General features: G+C 59.1%; 19 protein-coding genes. 8 read left to right on the top strand and 11 right to left on the bottom strand.

Annotated elements, in window-relative coordinates; all coding sequences use genetic code 11:
* Positions 1-68: 68 nt before the first annotated feature.
* The 4 genes from PMI21_RS13540 to PMI21_RS13525 form a co-directional block, all read right to left on the bottom strand.
* A complete protein-coding gene (locus tag PMI21_RS13540; protein WP_007938676.1) occupies positions 69-848 on the bottom strand; it encodes an ABC transporter permease in 780 nt (259 codons plus the stop codon).
* A complete protein-coding gene (locus tag PMI21_RS13535) occupies positions 845-1,777 on the bottom strand; it encodes an ABC transporter ATP-binding protein (protein ID WP_007938677.1) in 933 nt (310 codons plus the stop codon). The genes PMI21_RS13540 and PMI21_RS13535 overlap by 4 nt, the downstream gene beginning before the upstream one ends.
* A 133-nt stretch (positions 1,778-1,910) precedes the next feature.
* Complete coding sequence (locus PMI21_RS13530) at positions 1,911-2,534, bottom strand: glutathione S-transferase family protein (RefSeq protein WP_007938680.1); 624 nt, start codon at positions 2,532-2,534, stop codon at positions 1,911-1,913.
* A 44-nt stretch (positions 2,535-2,578) separates the two neighbouring features.
* Complete coding sequence (locus tag PMI21_RS13525; RefSeq protein WP_007938682.1) at positions 2,579-3,238, bottom strand: transglutaminase-like domain-containing protein; 660 nt, start codon at positions 3,236-3,238, stop codon at positions 2,579-2,581.
* A 249-nt stretch (positions 3,239-3,487) separates the two neighbouring features.
* Here PMI21_RS13525 and PMI21_RS13520 point away from each other — a divergent pair, with 249 nt between their 5' ends.
* Positions 3,488-5,944, top strand: a complete 2,457-nt coding sequence (locus tag PMI21_RS13520; protein ID WP_007938684.1) for an acyl-CoA dehydrogenase — start codon at positions 3,488-3,490, stop codon at positions 5,942-5,944.
* A 106-nt stretch (positions 5,945-6,050) separates the two neighbouring features.
* Complete coding sequence (locus tag PMI21_RS13515; RefSeq protein ID WP_007938686.1) at positions 6,051-6,458, top strand: PA2817 family protein; 408 nt, start codon at positions 6,051-6,053, stop codon at positions 6,456-6,458.
* A gap of 76 nt (positions 6,459-6,534) precedes the next feature.
* On the opposite strand, the gene PMI21_RS13510 is transcribed toward PMI21_RS13515, so the two are convergent.
* Positions 6,535-7,533: a LysR family transcriptional regulator gene (locus tag PMI21_RS13510; protein WP_007938695.1), complete on the bottom strand. Its 999-nt coding sequence runs from the start codon at positions 7,531-7,533 to the stop codon at positions 6,535-6,537.
* A gap of 90 nt (positions 7,534-7,623) precedes the next feature.
* On the opposite strand from PMI21_RS13510, the gene PMI21_RS13505 reads away from it, so the two are divergent.
* The 6 genes from PMI21_RS13505 to PMI21_RS13480 all read left to right on the top strand — a co-directional run bounded on the left by PMI21_RS13505 (position 7,624) and on the right by PMI21_RS13480 (position 12,683).
* A complete protein-coding gene (locus tag PMI21_RS13505) occupies positions 7,624-8,250 on the top strand; it encodes a hypothetical protein (protein ID WP_007938697.1) in 627 nt (208 codons plus the stop codon).
* 92 nt (positions 8,251-8,342) lie between these two features.
* A complete protein-coding gene (locus PMI21_RS13500) occupies positions 8,343-9,113 on the top strand; it encodes a 2OG-Fe(II) oxygenase (RefSeq protein WP_007938700.1) in 771 nt (256 codons plus the stop codon).
* A gap of 1 nt (position 9,114) precedes the next feature.
* Positions 9,115-9,753 (top strand): LysE family translocator, encoded by a 639-nt coding sequence (locus tag PMI21_RS13495; RefSeq protein WP_007938702.1) that lies wholly within the window; start codon positions 9,115-9,117, stop codon positions 9,751-9,753.
* A gap of 570 nt (positions 9,754-10,323) precedes the next feature.
* Complete coding sequence (locus PMI21_RS13490; RefSeq protein ID WP_007938704.1) at positions 10,324-11,553, top strand: type II and III secretion system protein family protein; 1,230 nt, start codon at positions 10,324-10,326, stop codon at positions 11,551-11,553.
* 122 nt (positions 11,554-11,675) lie between these two features.
* Complete coding sequence (locus PMI21_RS13485; protein ID WP_007938706.1) at positions 11,676-12,389, top strand: tetratricopeptide repeat protein; 714 nt, start codon at positions 11,676-11,678, stop codon at positions 12,387-12,389.
* A gap of 18 nt (positions 12,390-12,407) precedes the next feature.
* A complete protein-coding gene (locus tag PMI21_RS13480) occupies positions 12,408-12,683 on the top strand; it encodes a DUF3613 domain-containing protein (RefSeq protein WP_007938709.1) in 276 nt (91 codons plus the stop codon).
* A 540-nt stretch (positions 12,684-13,223) separates the two neighbouring features.
* On the opposite strand, the gene PMI21_RS13475 is transcribed toward PMI21_RS13480, so the two are convergent.
* The 6 genes from PMI21_RS13475 to PMI21_RS13450 are packed head-to-tail and all read right to left on the bottom strand — an operon-like array spanning position 13,224 to position 18,835.
* Positions 13,224-14,189 carry a type II secretion system F family protein gene (locus tag PMI21_RS13475; protein WP_007938711.1) on the bottom strand — a complete coding sequence of 322 codons (966 nt, stop codon included), beginning with the start codon at positions 14,187-14,189 and terminating at the stop codon, positions 13,224-13,226.
* Between the two features lie 29 nt (positions 14,190-14,218).
* Positions 14,219-15,205 (bottom strand): type II secretion system F family protein, encoded by a 987-nt coding sequence (locus tag PMI21_RS13470; protein ID WP_007938713.1) that lies wholly within the window; start codon positions 15,203-15,205, stop codon positions 14,219-14,221.
* Entirely contained in the window at positions 15,202-16,644 is a 1,443-nt protein-coding gene (locus PMI21_RS13465) for a CpaF family protein (RefSeq protein ID WP_007938716.1), read from the bottom strand. Before PMI21_RS13465 ends, PMI21_RS13470 begins: the two co-directional genes overlap by 4 nt.
* A gap of 3 nt (positions 16,645-16,647) precedes the next feature.
* Positions 16,648-17,868, bottom strand: coding sequence for an AAA family ATPase (locus tag PMI21_RS13460; protein ID WP_007938718.1), 1,221 nt, complete (start codon positions 17,866-17,868; stop codon positions 16,648-16,650).
* Positions 17,862-18,356 carry a TadE family protein gene (locus PMI21_RS13455; RefSeq protein WP_007938720.1) on the bottom strand — a complete coding sequence of 165 codons (495 nt, stop codon included), beginning with the start codon at positions 18,354-18,356 and terminating at the stop codon, positions 17,862-17,864. Before PMI21_RS13455 ends, PMI21_RS13460 begins: the two co-directional genes overlap by 7 nt.
* Positions 18,356-18,835, bottom strand: coding sequence for a TadE/TadG family type IV pilus assembly protein (locus PMI21_RS13450; RefSeq protein ID WP_007938722.1), 480 nt, complete (start codon positions 18,833-18,835; stop codon positions 18,356-18,358). The genes PMI21_RS13455 and PMI21_RS13450 overlap by 1 nt, the downstream gene beginning before the upstream one ends.
* Positions 18,836-18,840 lie beyond the last annotated feature (5 nt).

Here is an 18,840-nt window from a genome sequence, read left to right on the forward strand (position 1 = left end):
GCTGTAAGAGCGGAACCCTAAGCCGCCGTTACCGCAGCAATGGATATGTACACCCCCGGTGACCAGCGTCAGGTACGCATCCCACGCCCACTCACCAGCAGCCGCGCACAACCGATGTACAGCACAACAGTCGCTACCAGCATGAAGGCGATCGCCACGCTGATCTTGATGTCCGATACGCCGAGGATGCCGTAACGGAAGGCGTTGACCATGTGCAGCACCGGGTTCGCCAGCGACACGGTCTGCCAGAATGGCGGCAGCAGGCTGATCGAGTAGAACACCCCGCCCAGGTACGTCAGTGGTGTCAGCACGAACGTCGGGATGATCGAGATGTCATCGAAGTTGCGCGCAAATACCGCGTTGATGAAGCCCAGCAGCGAGAAGATCGTCGCCGTCAGCAGCACCACCAGAACGGTCACGCCCAGGTGATGCACCTGTAGCGTGGTGAAGAACAGCGACAGCAACGTCACGATGATCCCGACCATCAACCCGCGCAGCACGCCGCCCAAGGTGTAGCCGATCAGAATCGTATGCGGTGACACCGGCGACACCATCAACTCTTCGATGGAGCGCTGGAACTTGCTGCCAAAGAAACTCGACACCACGTTGCCGTAGGAGTTGGTGATCACCGACATCATGATCAGCCCCGGCACGATGTACTCCATGTAGGTGAAGCCACCCATGCCGCCGATCTGCCGACCAATCAGATTGCCGAAGATCACGAAGTACAGAACCATGGTGATGGCCGGCGGCAGCAAGGTCTGCGGCCAGATCCGGGTGAAGCGCTTGACCTCACGGTAAACGATGGTATTGAGGGCGACGAGGTTGGGTTGCAGCTCGGAACTCATACCGCCACCTTCGACAGATTTTTCTCCACCAGGGACACGAACAACTCCTCGAGGCGATTGGTTTTGTTACGCAGGCTCAACACTTCGATGTTCTGCTGCGCCAATTGGGTGAACAGCGCGGTAATGCCCATGGCCTTGTCGACCTGGACTTCCAGGGTATGACTGTCGATCAGTTTGGCCGGGTAACCGAGCAGCTGCGGTGCCACTTGCAAGGTGTTCTTCAGATCCAGCAGGAACGTCTCGACATGCAGTTGGCTGAGCAGCTGCTTCATGCTGGTGTTCTCGACAATGGTGCCGTGGTCGATGATGCCGATGTTGCGGCACAACTGCTCAGCCTCTTCCAGGTAGTGGGTGGTGAGGATGATGGTGATGCCTTTCTTGTTCAGTTCGGTGAGGAAGGTCCACATCGAGCGACGCAATTCGATGTCCACCCCCGCCGTCGGTTCGTCGAGGATCAGCAGGCGTGGCTCGTGAACCAGCGCCCGGGCGATCATCAGTCGGCGCTTCATGCCGCCGGACAAGGAGCGTGACGGCACATCGCGCTTGTCCCACAAACCCAGTTGGGTCAGGTACTGCTCGGCGCGTTCCTTGGCGATTTTCGCCGGGATGCCGTAGTAACCGGCCTGGGTCACGACAATGTCGAACGTCTTTTCGAACTGGTTGAAGTTGAATTCCTGGGGCACCACGCCGATCGAGCGTTTGAGCGCCGCGGGATTTTTGTCCAGGTCGTGACCGAAGATATTCACCGTTCCGCTGGTCTTGTTCACCAGGGTCGAGAGAATGCCGATGGTCGTGGATTTGCCGGCGCCGTTCGGGCCGAGCAAGGCGAAAAAGTCACCTTCGGCGACGTCCAGATCGATACCACTCAAGGCCTGGAAACCGTTGCCGTAGGTTTTGGTTAGCTGCCGGATGGACAGAGCGGAACTCATATCGGATTTACGCACCAAGAAGGGAAGAAAGGAATAAATAAGGGCAGGCGGCGAGCAATGCAACCGCGGCGCACGAGCGCAATGGTGCTTGTCGCTGCCCCACAAGTACAGTCAAGTGTGTCGATAGTGAGTATTAAGTCAACGCGGTCATGACGGCCTTGCGATACGCCGGACGCTGTTTCAACCGTGCGTACCAGGCTTCGAGATGTGGCAGCGGCGCGCGCTCGACCGGCATCTCGAACCAGGCATAAATGAAGCTGCCCAAAGGAATGTCGCCCATGCCGATCTCATCGCCCGACAGGTAGGGTTTAGCCGCCAGCGCTTGATCGGCCATCGACAGCAGATCGTCGCACTCCTTGATCGCAGCCTTGATGGCCGACCAGTCCTGCTGTTCTTGCGGGGTGCGCAACACGCCCCAGAACACCGTGCGAAACGGCGCGGCAAAACTTGAGGTGGTCCAGTCCATCCACTTTTCCGCCGAGGCACGGGCTTGCAGGTCCGTCGGATACCAGGCAGTGCCGCTGGCATGGCGGGCCATCAGGTAACGCACGATGGTGTTGGATTCCCACAGCACGAAGCCGTCGTCTTCGATCACCGGCACGCGACCGTTGGGATTCATCGCCCGGTACTCAGGCGTGTCGACCACGCCAAAGGCACCGCCGGCATCAATGGCTTCATAGGCCAGGCCCAGCTCTTCGGCGGCCCACAACGGCTTTCTGACATTCGACGAATTTTTCCGACCCCAGATCTTCAGCATGACCGCTCCTTGTTGGATGAATGCGCAGGGCAGCATACGCCGGATCAGGCGCGACTCAAATCGCTCTGCATGTCACCCAGTTGCAGCGGCAGCCGCTCGCCGAACAGATGTGGATAGCACTTTTCCAGGTGTTGGAAAAAGAACGCTTCAGGCACATCGGTGAACTGGCCGTGATCGACCAGATATTCCATTAGTTGCTCGCCGTCACGGTTGAAGGGATGGAACACGCTGTCGTTGATCCCGTCGAACTCCAGCGGCGCGACATTGAACAGCTCGCACAGTTGTTGATTGAAAGCCGGTGTGGCTTTGACCCAACGCTCGTTCAAATAAAGCTCGGTGTAGCCGTGCATGGCGAACACATCGCTCTTGAGCAGTTCGAGCAGACGCGGCGTCGACAGGTGATTACGCACATCCGCCAGACCGATACGCGCCGGGATCCCGCAATGCCGGGCGCAACCTGCCAGCAGCGTGGCTTTGGGCACGCAATAACTCTCCCCCGCCGCCAGCGCATAGCTACCGCGCAAAGTCTGCGGATCACGGCTGAAGGTGTAGGGGTTGTAGCGCACGGCCTCGCGCACTGCGTAATAGAGATTGATCGCCTGATCCAGCGGATCGCGCCGGGCGCCCCGGTGTTTTTCGGCGAACGCCACCACCGAGGGATGGTCACTGTCGATGAAGCGGCCGGGGCTCAGATACGCGTGCATGGCAGCAATCTCCTGGGGGAAGCCACGAGTCTAGCGATACCTTCAGCACAGAGATAACGACGTTTCGGCCAAATATCAGCGCTTGCCCGCCCTGTTGACGAAAGCGTTCAACAACCCTCCATCGAAATTGCTTACGAAGTCCGGCCGCTGCTTCCTACGAACTCTACCCGATCGCTCCGACCACCCACTTTTATGGATGCCGTCTAAGCTCTGAGAGTGGTTTTGCCCCTGGCTTCAGGAGAATTAATTATGCTGCTGTTGTGGATACTGGTTCTGGTGGTCGGGATTGCCTGGCTGGCACATCGCCGCACCGCGCCTCTGCCCGCGTTGGGCATCATCGCTGTCTATCTGCTGGCGATGGGCATCTTCAGACATGCGAGCCATGCCCCCGTCTGGCTGCTGCTGATTTTCTGGGTGATGCTTGCGGCTGTGGCCGCCTTCCTGTTACTGCCGGACCTGCGCCGAAAACTGTTCACGGCGCCCATTTTCAACTGGTTTCAAAAAAACCTGCCGCCGATGTCGCAAACCGAGCGTGAAGCCATTGAAGCCGGCACGGTCTGGTGGGACGGCGAGCTGTTCAGCGGTCGTCCGGACTGGAACAAGCTGCTGGCCTATCCAAAAGCGCAGCTGAGCGAAGAGGAACAGGCGTTTATCGATGGCCCGACCGAAGAGCTCTGCGCGATGGTCACCGATTGGCAGATCAACCAGTTGATGGACCTGCCGCCAAAGGCCTGGGATCACATCAAGCAGCATGGCTTTTTTGCCCTCATCATCCCCAAGGAATACGGTGGTAAAGGCTTCTCGGCTTATGCGCACTCCCAGATCGCGATGAAACTGGCAACCCGCAGCGGTGACCTGGCCTCCACCGTCATGGTGCCCAACTCCCTTGGCCCGGCGGAACTGTTGCTGCATTACGGCACCGACGAACAACGCAATCATTACCTGCCACGGCTGGCCCGCGGCGACGATATCCCCTGCTTTGCCCTGACAGGCCCGATGGCGGGCTCCAACGTCGGGGGCATGACTGACACCGGAGTGATATGCAAAGGTGAATGGGAAGGCCAGGAAACCCTCGGCCTGCGCCTGAACTGGGAAAAACGCTACATCACCCTGGGCCCGGTGGCGACCTTGATCGGCCTGGCCTTCAAGGCCTATGACCCGGATCATCTACTGGGCGATAAAGTCGACCTGGGGATCAGTCTCGCATTGATTCCAACCCAGACCCCCGGTGTAGAAATCGGTCGCCGTCACCTGCCGCTGGGCGCCGCCTTCATGAACGGGCCGAACGCCGGCAAGGATGTGTTCATACCGCTGGAATTCATCATCGGCGGTCAGGAGATGCTCGGCGAAGGCTGGATGATGCTGATGAACTGCCTGTCGGTCGGGCGCTCCATTTCGTTGCCTGCCATCGGTACCGCCGCGGGCAAGTTCAGCAGCCTGGTAACGGGCCAATATGCGCAGGTTCGCGAGCAATTCAACGCACCGCTGTCAGCCTTCGAAGGGATTCAGGAAGCACTGGCGCGGATCGGCGGCAGTACCTGGCTGATGGACAGCGCGCGGATGCTCACCGCCAACGCGGTCGACCTCGGCGAAAAGCCGTCGGTGCCCTCCGCCATCATCAAATACCACCTCTCCGAGCGCGGTCGCGAGTGCGTCAGTCACGCCATGGATGTTCACGGCGGCAAAGCCATCATCATGGGCCCGAACAACTACCTGGCGCGTAGCTGGCAAGGTGCACCCATTTCCGTCACGGTCGAAGGTGCGAACATCCTGACACGCAACCTGATGATCTTCGGCCAGGGTGCTATTCGCTGCCATCCGTTCGTGCTCAAGGAAATGGCCCTTGTCCACCGCGAAGACAAACAACGGGCGCTGATCGAATTCGACGCCCTGCTGCTCAAACACATTGGTTTTGCCGTGAGCAACGCCGCCAGCGCCCTGGTGCTGAACCTTGGCTTCGGGCATTTCGAACACATGCCCGGGGACAAGCTCAGCCAAGGCTACGTGCGCGCCCTCAACCGTCAGGCCGCGGCTTTTGCCATGTTGGCAGACCAATGCATGATGCTGCTGGGCGGCGAACTGAAACGCCGCGAACGCTTGTCCGCACGTCTGGGCGATGTGCTCAGCTACCTGTACCTGGCCTCCGCTGCGCTCAAGCGTTATCACGATCTCGACTCGCCGGAGCATATGCGTCCGCTCTTCGCCTGGGCCATGGAAGAGAGCCTCGGCCAATCCGAACGTGCGCTGGACGAACTGCTGACCAATTTCCCGAACAAGGTACTCGGCTGCCTGCTGCGGGTGTTGGTGTTCCCGTTCGGTCGCCGGCACAGAGGCCCGTCGGACAGGCTGGCGGCCAAAGTCGCCGCAGTCCTCGGCCGGGCCAAGGGCGATCCAACCCTTGAGGAGTTACTGGCGGGCTGCTATCGCCCGCAATCGACAGAGGATCCGGTCGGCGCCCTGCAGCACGCCTGCGACTTGCTGAACGCCGCCAAACCGCTACAGAAAAAACTCAACACGGCGCTGAGAAGTCGCCAGGTCAAACCCACTGTCGGGGAGTCTGTCATCGATGCCGCACTGGAGGCTGGCGTCTTGCAACCGGCTGAAGCCGAGGCCTTGCGCGAGGTGGAAGTGGCGCGGCGCAAGGTGATCGACGTCGATGATTTCGACAAACAGGTGCTGGTGCTGGGCAAGGGCAAGGTCCGCTGATCCGGAGGAGCATGTGTCTCCACCAACGTGGGGCTCTTTACCCTGTGAAAAAGGAGCGCGGGAGCTTTATACTCCTGCGCCCGTTTTGCTCTTGAGGACTTATCTCGTGTCCAATGTCGTTGCCGATCATCTCGTCTTGCTCGACCACCTGCGCAGTATCCTGGTCGCCGTAGGTGAGGCCGAACAGGTTCCCGAAGAAAGCCATGCCTTGTTCCTGGAGCGCTTCGACGAACTGCGTGCGTTGCTGCCGGTCGATCCGATCGAAAGCCAATACCTGGGCCAGGACATCCTGTGCCAGATCATCACCCGCTATCCGCAAATCGCCCACCTGGTGCCGCGCGATCTGCTGTGGTACTTCGCCGGTGACTGCCTGCATTACATGCCCGATGATGAAATCGACCTGTACCAGGCGCTGGAAGAACGTCGCTTCGAAGCCGAACAGAACGATGAACCGTTCGACTGGAATCAGGAAAAACAGCTGCTGGCGATGTCGAACCAGGACAGCAAGCACTGATCTGCGATCAGTAACGCAAAAGGCCCGCATGGTTATTCATGCGGGCCTTTTTTGTTGGCCGGATCCGGATGAAAGATCAAAGCAACCCATCACTCTCCGGCAACTCATACGCCGCCGCACCCTTGCCCAACGCGCTTGGCTTACCCGGCTTGCTCAAGGTCGGCTCCTTCTCCAGGCATTCCACCAGATAGTCGATGAACACCCGTAACTTGGGCGGCAGATAGCGGGTGGGCGAATGCAGCAGCCAGGCGCCTCCGTGGTAGGACGCCAGAAAGGTCCAGTCCGGCAATACCTGCACAATCAGCCCCTGTTCCAGCGCATAACGGGCGGTGAAGTACGGCAGGCTACCGATCCCGATGTGTTGCAATACCGCGCCCAATCGCACGCCCGTGTGATTGGCGGCGTAACGTCCGCGCACGCCGACGGTCACGGCTTTACTGCCTTTCTTGAACTTCCAGCGCGCATCGCTCGGGGTTTCGCCCAGATAGATGCAGCTGTGATTGAGCAAGTCGTGGGGATGAGTCGGTGTGCCGCGCTCGGCCAGGTACTGCGGCGTGGCGCAGAGCAAATGGTCGATGGTCAGCAATTGGCGCCCCACCAGCCCCGCAGGGGGCCGATCGGTAATACGGATGGCCAGGTCGACGTTGTCATCGATCAAATCCACCTGACGGTCCTCGAGCAACAACTCCACATCCACTTTGGGATAACGCCGCAGAAATTCCGGCATATGCGGATGAATCACGAATCGCCCCACAGCCTTGGGCACGCTGACGCGCACCAGCCCTTCCGCTTCCTGGGTGAACTGACCGCTGATTTCCATCACCGACTTCGCCGCGCTGACCATCTCCTGGCAGCGCTTGAACACCTCTTCGCCTCCGTCGCTGAGGCGTAGCTTGCGCGTGGTTCGTTGCAGCAAACGCGTGGCGAGCGCCTTCTCCAGCCGCGAAATGCTGCGACTCACCGCCGAGGGTGAAGACCCCAACTGACGCGCCGCTTCGGAGAAACTGCCGGTCTCGACAACCTTGACGAAAATCGCCATTTCACCGAGCAGCGGCAGAGGAAGATTTATGCTCACAGCGCAACAGTCCTTTGATGGTTGAACGGATTATCACGCAATTCCACGGTTCATATAATAAAAATAGAAACTTTAATAAGGGCATGGAATATGACGCTTCGCCTCTTTTTCCATAGTGATGACCTCAAGGCTAATGTGGAAGTCCTGGATTGCACGCCCTATGAGAACGAGTTCGCCGTGGTGCTGCGCGCCACTCTGTTTCACCCCCAGGGCGGCGGGCAACCCTGTGATACCGGCTGGATCGGCGAAAGCCAGGTGCTGCGCGTGGTTCAGGAGCAGGACCGGATCATCCATTTCGTCGACCACCCGGTAAAACTCGGCATGACCCAGATTCGGGTCGACGAGCAACGTCGCCAGTTCAATACGCGCATGCATTCGGCGGGGCATCTGATTGGTCACTTCGTCCAGGCCTTGGGCTGGATGCCGATCAAGGCTCATCACTGGCCGGATGAAGGACGTGTGCAATTCAAACCGGGCGATGGCGCGCAGGAGGTTGACGCCCAGACGATTCAGTACGGCATCAAGCAATGGATCACCCACGATCTGCCGCGCTTGACGTCGTTGCGCGAAGGCGCCCGTGAGATCGGTTTCGGTGAGCTGCCCGCCTACGGCTGCGGCGGCACCCATGTACGTAGCCTGAAGGATTTGGGCAGGGTCACGATCGCTTCCCTTTCGCAGAAAAAGGGAACGTTGTCAGTCCACTACCACGTGGATTGAGCCTGTGGGCGATGTCGACCCCGTCATCGCCTGACGCCGGGGGAGCCTGCGTTCGCGGGCTCTGTTGACTATCTGATAGATGGACCTAAGACATGATGCTTGACGTCGAGCGTCTCGATGAGACGTGCATACAAAAACTGGCCAACGAAGAAGTCCTCGCCATCCGCGTCAGAGGCTTGTTGCCTCGGCCACTGGCGATCAAGATCGGCGACAAGATCCTCGCCCCCGGCTTCGAAGGCTATATCAACGCACCGAGCATCGGTCGCATTGGCATGGCGTTTTACGAAGCGGAAAACCAGCCACTGCTGATCGAAGACTATTTCGAGCGCGCCACCAGCAACATCGCCGAATTGCGCAGCCGTTGTGCGCCTTACTCCTCGCCTGTCGACACCCTGCGCTGCATGCTCGATGAGTCCTGGCCGGCGGGGGCGCACCTGGAGAATCTCTATGGCCGCAAGATGTATGTGGGGCTATCGCGCGTGGTCAAACCCGGGGTGTGCTTCCTCGCGCATCACGACATTTTCGCCAAGGACGCCCCGGACAGCTTCCAGGCCAGAAGCCTGGAAGCGCAGTTCGCCTGCAATGTTTACCTGAACATGCCGACCGAGGGCGGCGCCTTGCAGATGTGGGACCACGATATTTCCCCGGACCAGTTCGACGAGATGCGTGGCGACAGTTACGGCATCGATCCGGCCTTGCTCGGCCCTCCGACCCTGGAGATTCGCCCTGAGCCGGGTGATTTCATCATGTTCAATTCACGCCGCATGCACTCGGTGACGCCGGGTGTGGACGATCCGCGATTGAGCCTTTCTTTCTTTGTCGGCTACCGCGGCAATGCTTCCCCCCTGACTTTCTGGAGTTGAGATGTTTTCGAATTACCTGGGCGAGTTTCTGGCGCTGGCAACCATCCATTTTCTGGCCGTGGTCGCACCCGGGCCGGACTTCGCCGTAACCATCCGCCAAAGCGTGCGCTTCGGGCGTTTAGTAGGCATCTGCACGGCACTGGGCATCGGCGCGGGCATTTCCGTGCATGTGCTGTACACCTTGCTCGGCGTCGGCGCGTTGATGCACACCACGCCTTGGCTACTGACGGTGGCCAAGGTGATCGGGGGGGCCTACATTTTGTACCTCGGTGTGAGCCTGTTGCGCAGCAAACCCAAAGCAGCGATTGAAGGCGATAACGCGGCAGCAGGGTCAACTGAGCAGCAGACCCTGTTCAAGGCCTTCAGCACAGGGTTTCTGACCAATGCCACCAACCCCAAGGCAACGCTGTTCTTCCTGGCGATCTTCACCACCCTCATCAGCGCCACGACACCACTGCAGATTCAGGCGCTGTACGGGTTGTGGATGTGTTTCGTGAACGCCTTGTGGTTCGTGATCGTGGCCCTGTTCTTTTCCAGTGCCCGGGTGCGACTGCTGTTCATGCGCATGGGGCATTGGTTCGAAAGAACCATGGGGGTGATCCTCATTCTGTTCGCCGGACGCCTGATTCTGTCCATGTAAGTCATGCTGCCTTGGTCGCCTCGTCGAACCGCACTTTTTGCGGCTCCCACGCCAGCAACACGGCTATCTCCGCACTCTGCCCTGAAAGTTTTGTTTTAAATCATGGCGCTTTGCTTTGTTTGAACTACCTTCAAACAAGAAGAAGTCATAACGGTTTGAATTTTGACGTTAGGTTCAGAGATCAGATAGCGAATTGGCAAAAGGAGTTACCTCACTATGATCCTGACAGGCGTTTTCCGGCGCAGAGCTGTGGTTGCCGGTTGCTTTTTAGGGGAGTCAGGTTGGCGGGAAGTGCCGCCTATAACCGCGATGGTTGTCGAACCTGAGCCTTTCGCTCGGGTCGGCAGCCCAGGTATCTGGATCACTAAAAGCCGTTTTAGAAGGTTGCTCGCTGTTCATTCGGATCAGCGTATTGCACCTGCTTGCGTGTAGCACCAAGGAATATTGCCGGGGGCATTAATCGTTAGTGGTGAGTGCTCTGGCGAGGTTGAGGGTCGACTCAGGCCCCCTGTAGTGATCCGAGGCAACCCGTTTGCCTTGTAGATGGCCTATTCAGCGAGGATGCACTTAATGAGCTATCGTACCGTGCCCGCTTTCAAGCGAATTATCCATGGCCTGTTCTGGATGGGCCTCAGCGTGGACGCGGCTCAGGCCGCGGCGGCCAACTGTTCGCAAATGGACAGTATGCCGACAACGTTCGAGGTCGGTCAGGGGCTTCAGAGTGAACTGCGCACACCGGTTCCGGTGACGCAACTGGCCGTGGGTGACCCGAAAATTGCCGATGTGCAACCCAGCGGCAAAAACCCCAACGCCTTCCTGCTCACTGGTCTGACACCGGGAGCCACCAGCCTGATGGTCTGGACCTCCTGTTCGAAAGAACCGCGCCAAAGCATGGTGTTCGTCAAGGGCCGAGCCACCGCGGCGCTGACCAGCGTGTCGACCGGACCTACCGAAGACCCGCTGTTGCCGAGCCAGGTGCAAACCGATATTCGCTTCGTTGAAGTCAGCCGGACCAAACTCAAGGAAGCTTCAGCGTCTATTTTCGGCACCCGCGGCAACTTCCTGTTTGGCTCGCCGAGAACCTTGCCCACCATCGGCGGCATCGTTACGCCGTCATTGCCGGTGAACAACGATAATTTCAACCTCTCTTTTGCGACCGGCAATACCCTGGTGGCGATCAACGCGCTGGAAGGCAGCGGTTTCGCCTATACCCTGGCGCGGCCAAGCCTGGTGGCGCTCAGCGGGCAAAGTGCGAGCTTCCTGGCCGGCGGTGAAGTACCGATTCCGGTTCCCAGTTCGAGCAGCAATAACATCTCCATCGAGTACAAGGAGTTCGGTATCCGCCTGACCCTGACGCCAACCATCATCGAGAAAAACCGTATTGCCCTGAAGGTGGCGCCGGAAGTCAGTGAACTGGACTTCACCAACGCCGTGAGCATCGCCGGCACGGTAGTTCCGGCACTGACCATACGCCGTACCGACACCAGCATCTCCCTGGCCGACGGCGAAAGCTTCGTCATCAGCGGCCTGATCAGTACTCGCAACAATTCCCAAGTGAACAAATTCCCGGGGCTGGGCGATATCCCGATTCTGGGTGCGTTTTTTCGTGATAACACCATCAACCGTGAAGAGCGCGAACTGCTGATGATCGTCACCCCGCATCTGGTCCAGCCCCTGGCGGCCAATGCACAACTGCCGTCATTGCCTGGCGAACAGCTACGTAATTACGACCCGAACTTCTACCGCATGTTCTTCCTTGAAAATGGCGATTTCGACAGTCGTAGCGGGCTTTCGCAATGAGCCGGAGCCAGACGCTGAACCGGGCTTTCGCCCTCACTCTTAACGGTGACCTTGAGCGCTTGGCGGGCCAGCTGTATTGCCATTGGCCAGGCGTTCAACGTGTTGTAGCCAGAGGACACTCGATGAAAGCAGTCATTGCAATAACGGCGACTTTGATGCTCGCAGGTTGTGCCACCAATGGCCTGTCTTCGCGACCGGCTGTCTGTGCCAAGCCCAGTTCAGAGCAAGAGCTGGCCCTGAATCTGGCCGACAACATGGTCAATGAGGGCCGTTTGTATGCCAGCCTGGCGAACCTGGAAGGTTTGCCCGATGACCTGGTCCAGGCTCGCCTGCGCAAGGCTCGGGTGCTGCGCTTGATGGGGCGTAAAGATGCGGAGCCGTTGTATCAAAGCTTGCTCGGCACCTGTCTGGCCCCTGAAGGGGAACATGGCCTGGGCCAGTTGGCTGCGGCCAAAAATGATAACGCCACCGCTGCCACTCACCTTGAGCGAGCGGTGAAGATGTCCCCCACCGACGACAAGATGCGCAATGACCTGGGGGTCGTCTACCTCAATCAGCGACGGATCCCTGAAGCACGCTTCGAGTTCATGACGGCCATGGAGCTCAAGCAGGCGGATTCACTGGCGGCACTCAACATGGTGACGCTGCTGATTTATCAGGATAACTGGAAGGCGGCTGCGGAACTCGCGAACCGCGCCAGCTTGAGCCCCCAGCAAGTCGCAGAGGCTCAAAACCGCGCGGAAAAACTCAAGGCCTCTGCCAAAAAAGCGGTGGCTTCGGAGGGGAATCGCAAGGCTGAGGTAGCCGATGCCTCAACCAGTGCTGCGATCAAGTAGAACGTATGAGGAGTCGAGATGAATACCAAAAGGCTGTTGATTGTGTGCATGGCTTGCCTGTCCACCAGTGCCTGGGCTATTGAGCCGGGTCCCTCCTCGGCGCCGCAAAAGGGCACCGAACAGTGGATGCAGCTACAGATTCGTGGTGTGGTTGCCTCCCCTTTTCGACAAACTGCATCGGTCACTGAGCGTGACCTGTCCTTCCAGCGCTGGCTGAACAGCTTCACCCATCCGATTCCGGAATTCTTTGACCAGGATGCGGCGGGGAAAATGACCACCGGCAGTAACAACTGAGGCACGTCAATGGATGCTCAACCTCTGGCATAGTCCAGAGTAGCCTGGCTGCAAAGCCGGGCTTGATGACGTCTGCAGGAAAGTATTGGTATCTACACATTTTCAGTTCTGACCGAATCCCCTCGTAGGAGCGCAATGCTATTCACTTAAGGAATTTCAGCCGCGACGCATTCTTTGTAGCAGCTGCCAAAGCCTGCGTTCGGACGCATCAGTCGTGAGTCCGGCTGCCGTGGTGTACCTGATGCACCGCAATGGCTGATTTTACGACTGCTTCGTCCGAATGCGGCCCGAGCCGAACGCAGGCTTCGTCAGTTGCTACAGATCGCATTACGGCTTAAGTGAACAGCATTGTCCGTAGGAGCGAGCGGTGCGGCGATCCGACTTGCCCGCGAAGAGGCCGTCATATCCGCCATATATGATGGCAGACAGATCGCTTTCGCGGGCAAGCCTTGCTCCTACGCGAGATGTGTAGATCTATGGAAGGGAAAGTACAGATCAGGATCAGGTGGCAAGGCCATCGTACTCGACAGCCCCGCCCGTTTACCTACCGAATGCTCTGAGTACGCCGATCACGGCAGGGCCGATGGCGACCAGGAAGAAGCTCGGCCATAGGCAGAAAATCAGAGGGAATATCAGTTTGGTACCGACTTTCGCCCCCATTTCTTCGGCGGCTTGCGTACGCCGGTCACGGAATTCATCAGCATAGATGCGCAGGGTATCGGCCACGCTGGTACCAAAGCGAATACTCTGCGCCAACAGGCTGACCAATCCTTGTACGTCTTCCAGGCCGGTGCGCACGGCCAGCTGTTTCAGCGCCTCGGTACTGGGAATGCCGGCGCGGATTTGCGCGTTGACCAGCGCCAGTTCCTCAGCCAGTTCAACTTGACTGACCGACATCTCTTCAGCCACCCGTTCAATGGTCGTGGGCAGGGCCAGGCCCGACTCCACGCACACCACCATCAGATCCAGTGCGTCCGGAAACGCGGCACGCAGCCGACCTTGTAGCATTTGCTTGCGCTTGCCGACATACAGCGCTGGCACCAGCCATCCGAAACCAGCCACCATGGCCACCAACAGCAGCCCCATCTTCAGTGAAACCTTGGGAATCATCGGCAACAGCAGCAACGCAATGCCGACCAACACCAGGGGTAACAGCAAGCGCACCGCCCAGTACATCTGCACCGCCGAAGAGGATCGGTACCCCGCATGCATCAACAGTGTCTGGGTGACGGACGCCTGAGCCGATTCGGCCGAGGCAAAGCGCTGGCCGACCCGCTCCAGCAGCAGTTGCAGATTACTCGGAGCTTCCTGGCTGGCCGTGTTACCTAAATGACCACGCTTGATCAGCGCCAGACGGCGCTGCACCGGGTCCTGAAGCCCCAGCATAAGCAAGATTACCGCAACGACCGCAAGCACCGTACTGAGACCGACCGCGCTAAGGAACAACAGCCGCCCCATCTCCTCGTTCCCAGTGACCCGACTGAACAACCCGAGTAAAAAGTCCATGACCTGTACCTCCCGGTAGCGAATACTGCTTAAACCTCAATCCGGATGACTTTGCGTATCCAGAAAATCCCGATCAACATGGCGCAGAAGGCCCCAATGATCAGCTTGTGGCCTGTGGGATCATTGACCAGCACAGGTATGTAGTTGGGGCTTGTGAACATCATCACGATCGCCAGCACGAAAGGAATCGCCACCAGCACCCAGGCCGACATGCGCCCTTCCGCCGACAGGGTTTTGATCTTGCGCTGAAAGCGGAAGCGTCCCCGGATCAACCGACTCAATCGCTCCAACACTTCCGTCAGATTGCCACCAGTCTCGCGATGGATAAGGATCGAGGTCACCAGCATCATCACCGTCATGCTGGGCACACGCTCCAGTAGGCCGAGCATGGCTCGGCGTACATCATTGCCATAGTTGATATCAGCGAAAGTCAGGCCGAACTCTTGAGCGACCGGCCCCTTGTGCTCCTCAGCGACCAGGCGCAGGGTTTCGTTGAAAGGGTGCCCCGCGCGCAAGGCCCGGCATATGGCATCCAGCGCATCCGGCAGGCCCTCCTCAAACGCAGCGAAACGTTTGCCGCGGTCACGAGAGATTTTCAACAGGGGTAACCAGAACGCCCCGAGGCTCGCCAGCAACGCCATCCACCAGACTGACGAGACCATCCAGATCAAAATACCCGCCCAGGCACCCAGTACCAGCCCAAGCAGTAATACCCGGTAGGCCCGGAATTCGTGCCCGGACTGCTCAATCATTTGCGTTAATGTCTCCATAAAAGGCAGCTGCTCAAGCCTGGCCTCCAGTGGCGACAGACGCGTCAGGTATTTCTGCCGCAGCACCGTCTGCATGTTGGGCAAATTGTTGGCTTTTTCCAGCACATGCAAACGGCCGCGTATGCGCTTACGCATCTTGCCGGCCTCGCCGAACACTGGCACCACCACGCCCTGGGACAAGAGGAACACGGCAATAAACACCATGCCGAGGAACATCAGAATGAATTCACCAGGAATATGGCTCATGACTGCCGTCCCTCCATCCACTCAGGCCTGAACATCGTCAGCGGCAACTCGATGCCGCGCTTGGCCAATACATCGCGGAAGGACGGAATCATGCCGCTGGGGAGATAGTCGCCGAGCACTTCGCCATTTTCGCCCATGCCTTGGCGCGCAAAGGAGAAAATTTCGGTCATGGTGATGATCTCGCCCTCCATGCCGTTGATCTCTTGCACGCTGACCAGTCGGCGCTTGCCGTCCTCCTGACGTTCCAGCTGGATCACCACATCGATGGCCGACGCGATCTGCTGCCGCATGGCCTTGATCGGGAAAGTCGCCCCGCTCATCGACACCATGTTCTCGACTCGCCCCAGCGCATCACGCGCGGTGTTGGCGTGGATCGTGGTCAAGGAACCGTCGTGACCGGTGTTCATGGCCGTCAGCATGTCCAGCGCCTCAGCGCCGCGCACTTCGCCGATCACAATGCGGTCCGGGCGCATCCGCAAACTGTTGCGCACCAACTCCCGCTGACTCACCTCGCCACGCCCCTCGATGTTCGAAGGCCGGGTTTCCAGACGCACCACATGGGGTTGCTGCAATTGCAGCTCGGCCGAGTCTTCGATGGTGACGATCCGTTCGTTGTGCGGGATGAAACTGGACAGCACATTGAGCATGGTGGTCTTGCCGCTGCCGGTACCGCCGGAAATCAACACGTTCAAGCGCCCGCGGACAATTGCCTTGAGCAGCAGCGCAATGGCCGGGGTCAATGTCCCAACCTGGATCAGGCTGTCGGTATTGAGCAAGTCCACCGCAAAACGGCGAATCGACATGCTCGGGCCGTCGATGGCCAGCGGCGGGATAATCGCGTTGACCCGCGAACCGTCCTTGAGCCGGGCGTCCACCAGAGGTGAAGATTCGTCGATACGCCGACCCAGGCTGGACACGATGCGATCGATGATATTCAGCAAATGCTGGTTATCGCGAAAGCGCACATCGGTCCTTTGCAGTTTGCCAAAGCGCTCGACGTAAACCGAGGCATGGCCGTTGACCAGGATGTCGGACACGCTGTGATCGGCCAGCAACGGTTCCAGGGGCCCCAGGCCGAGCACCTCGTCGGTGATCTGCTTGATAATGAGCTGGCGGCTGGAGGTACTCACCGGCGCCGAATGCTCGTCGAGCAGGCGCTGGCAAATATCGCGAATCTGCCGCGTGGCCTCGGCCTGTTCAAGGGCGTCCAGCAAGGACAGGTCCATGACCTTGAGTAATTGCTGGTAGATTTTATCCCGCCACTCGGCCTCCACCGGGGTGACCTGGCTTCTGGTTTCGTAAAGAACGTCCGGTGTTGCACGCTCCCACGCCATTATTTCCTCTGCCGGATCCAGCAGGTCATCGCCCAGCTGAGCAGCTGACGATGCAGCGGTTTTACCGGACTGTTTGCGCAAGCGGTTACGAAAGTCGCTGATCATGGGTCATCCCCCGAAAAAACGGTTGAAGGCGCGTTTGAGTAAGCCTTTGTTTCCGGCCACCTGTTGACCGACCAGGTCCTCGGTCATGTCGCGCAGTGCAGCAGTGATCGCTGCCCTCGGCGCATGCAGCCCCAACGGCACGCCAGTGTTCTGACTCTGGCTGACCAGGTTGAAGTCGTTGGGTAATTTCGACAGATTCGTGCAGCGCAGTGCCTCGCCGATATCCTTGACGCTGATCGCGCCCGCCTTATCAAAGCGGTTGACCACTATCTGCAATTGATCGCTGCGCACGCCCAGGTCATCGCGAAGAACCCGCACCAGGGAGCTGGCATCGCGCAGATGACTGACGCTCTGCTGCACCACCACGTACACCCGATCCACCTGTTCCAGCACCGAGCCGGTGAGGTGGTCGATTTGCCGCGGCAGGTCGATCACCACCCAGTCATAGCTGGCGCGGGCCAATTGCAAAAGGGCGTCAAGTTGCTCGGGTTGGGCATCCTGCGGCAGACACAGCTCACCGGCCCGACCACCCAGTACATGCAAAGTCGGGCTGAAGTGGCTGCAAAAACCGCGCAACGCGACGCTGTCCATGCCATCGATCTGATGCAACACCTCGAGATGGCTGTGCGTCTGCGCCACGTCCAGGTAATGCGTCACGCTGCCGAATTGCAGGTCCATGTCCAGCAGCAGGGTGCTGCCGCCCTTGACGCTGAGCTGTTGAGCCAGATTGCAGGCCAGCAAGGTTCCGCCGGAGCCACCCTTGGCGCTCATCACGGCGATCAATTTCCCTTCTACTCCGCTGCCGGTGCGAACCTCCATGACCAGGCGATTCAAGGCGGCAACCAGTTCAGTCTCGGCTATGGGCTCCGGCAGCACGTCCCGCGCGCCGGCCTGCATCGCCAGGCGCATGCCTTCCTGTTCGCTCAGCAGACCGCACACCAACATCGGCGGACGCTCATGGGCCGGACGCTGCAACAGCGCCGCCAGTTCCTCACGCCACAGGTGGCTGACGCGCAACAGCAACAGATCGGGCATGCGGTCCAAGCCGTAGAGCGGGTCGACATGCCCATTGCTCACCAGGCGAGTGCTCACCTCCAGGCAAGGCATGCGCTGGCAGACGCTCTGCAGATCGCGCAAAGCGGTGGCATCACGACTGCTGATCAGCAACCGCAGCCCGGTCTTGCCGGTCGAGCTGGAAAGCGGGGTGTCCTTGGTATTCAGCATGGTGTGATCTCCCCGGAATCGGAATGACGCCCGAGGCTTTCGCGTGGCAAGGTTGCCTTGAATGCAGGCAAGGTAATGGGCACGCCGAACCCGGGAATAAACAGATTGAAAACGAAGCCTTGCAGACTCAACTGGACATAACGGATGGCACGAAAACCAGTGGCGCTGACCAGGTCGCCGGGACTGGCCACCACAGCACCGTTAACATCCAGATAGGTCAGCGTCAGGTTGGTGGTGGCCAGACTCGTGATCAGCTGGCTCGTACCGGCGTCGGTCGCAGCGTTGAAGATCGCCCGCCGCAACACCACCGGATCGCTGATGTTGCACACCGCTGCCAGGCGCGCACCACGCCGCGCGGCTTCATCCAGCGCATTGACCGTGAAGTACAGGCGGCCCATTTCCACCACGCCGAACAACAGCGTGAATACCAGCATGCCAATGATGGCGAACTCCACGACATAAGTGCCGCGCATGCGTTTGCGATTCATCACAGTGCCCTCATGACAGTAGTGGCGACCAGCGGAATGCTCAGCGCAATCTGATTACCAAAAAATCCCGGAATCGAGCCGGCACAATTGCCACTGCCAATCACCGGGCAGAAGTTGTAAGTGATGGTGACTCGCACATGGTCGATGCCCACCGCGGCGACCGCGACGTTCGCGGTCGTCAACCCTGACACCACCGCGGTCCCGGTATTTGCAGGCACACCATAAACCGCGACGTTTTTCGTCTGGGTCAGCAGCGTATTGCTCAGAGAGACCGCGCCGAGCGTCGAGTTCCAAGCCTGGCTGGCGACGAAACGGTCGGCATCACGGCTGGCCTGCAGCAGGACGTTGTACTGGTAGAGCATGCGGCCGAACTCGCCGAGGCTCAGCAACAACAGGAGCAACAAGGGCAGGAAGAGGGTGAACTCCACCATTGCCACGCCTTGTTGGCGCTGCGGATGTTTAAACGAGTGAAGTCCCATGACGC

Origin of the sequence: Pseudomonas sp. GM18 (genome assembly GCF_000282195.1) — a bacterium.
Classification (GTDB): Bacteria; Pseudomonadota; Gammaproteobacteria; order Pseudomonadales; family Pseudomonadaceae; genus Aquipseudomonas.

Excerpts from the sequence above, each read along its gene's own strand:
- PMI21_RS13540 (WP_007938676.1), bottom strand. The coding sequence starts at position 848 with ATGAGTTCCGAGCTGCAACCCAACCTCGTCGCCCTCAATACCATCGTT.
- PMI21_RS13535 (WP_007938677.1), bottom strand. The coding sequence starts at position 1,777 with ATGAGTTCCGCTCTGTCCATCCGGCAGCTAACCAAAACCTACGGCAAC.
- PMI21_RS13530 (WP_007938680.1), bottom strand. The coding sequence starts at position 2,534 with ATGCTGAAGATCTGGGGTCGGAAAAATTCGTCGAATGTCAGAAAGCCG.
- PMI21_RS13525 (WP_007938682.1), bottom strand. The coding sequence starts at position 3,238 with ATGCACGCGTATCTGAGCCCCGGCCGCTTCATCGACAGTGACCATCCC.
- PMI21_RS13520 (WP_007938684.1), top strand. The coding sequence starts at position 3,488 with ATGCTGCTGTTGTGGATACTGGTTCTGGTGGTCGGGATTGCCTGGCTG.
- PMI21_RS13505 (WP_007938697.1), top strand. The coding sequence starts at position 7,624 with ATGACGCTTCGCCTCTTTTTCCATAGTGATGACCTCAAGGCTAATGTG.
- PMI21_RS13500 (WP_007938700.1), top strand. The coding sequence starts at position 8,343 with ATGATGCTTGACGTCGAGCGTCTCGATGAGACGTGCATACAAAAACTG.
- PMI21_RS13495 (WP_007938702.1), top strand. The coding sequence starts at position 9,115 with ATGTTTTCGAATTACCTGGGCGAGTTTCTGGCGCTGGCAACCATCCAT.
- PMI21_RS13490 (WP_007938704.1), top strand. The coding sequence starts at position 10,324 with ATGAGCTATCGTACCGTGCCCGCTTTCAAGCGAATTATCCATGGCCTG.
- PMI21_RS13485 (WP_007938706.1), top strand. The coding sequence starts at position 11,676 with ATGAAAGCAGTCATTGCAATAACGGCGACTTTGATGCTCGCAGGTTGT.
- PMI21_RS13480 (WP_007938709.1), top strand. The coding sequence starts at position 12,408 with ATGAATACCAAAAGGCTGTTGATTGTGTGCATGGCTTGCCTGTCCACC.
- PMI21_RS13475 (WP_007938711.1), bottom strand. The coding sequence starts at position 14,189 with ATGGACTTTTTACTCGGGTTGTTCAGTCGGGTCACTGGGAACGAGGAG.
- PMI21_RS13470 (WP_007938713.1), bottom strand. The coding sequence starts at position 15,205 with ATGAGCCATATTCCTGGTGAATTCATTCTGATGTTCCTCGGCATGGTG.
- PMI21_RS13465 (WP_007938716.1), bottom strand. The coding sequence starts at position 16,644 with ATGATCAGCGACTTTCGTAACCGCTTGCGCAAACAGTCCGGTAAAACC.
- PMI21_RS13460 (WP_007938718.1), bottom strand. The coding sequence starts at position 17,868 with ATGCTGAATACCAAGGACACCCCGCTTTCCAGCTCGACCGGCAAGACC.
- PMI21_RS13455 (WP_007938720.1), bottom strand. The coding sequence starts at position 18,356 with ATGAATCGCAAACGCATGCGCGGCACTTATGTCGTGGAGTTCGCCATC.
- PMI21_RS13450 (WP_007938722.1), bottom strand. The coding sequence starts at position 18,835 with ATGGGACTTCACTCGTTTAAACATCCGCAGCGCCAACAAGGCGTGGCA.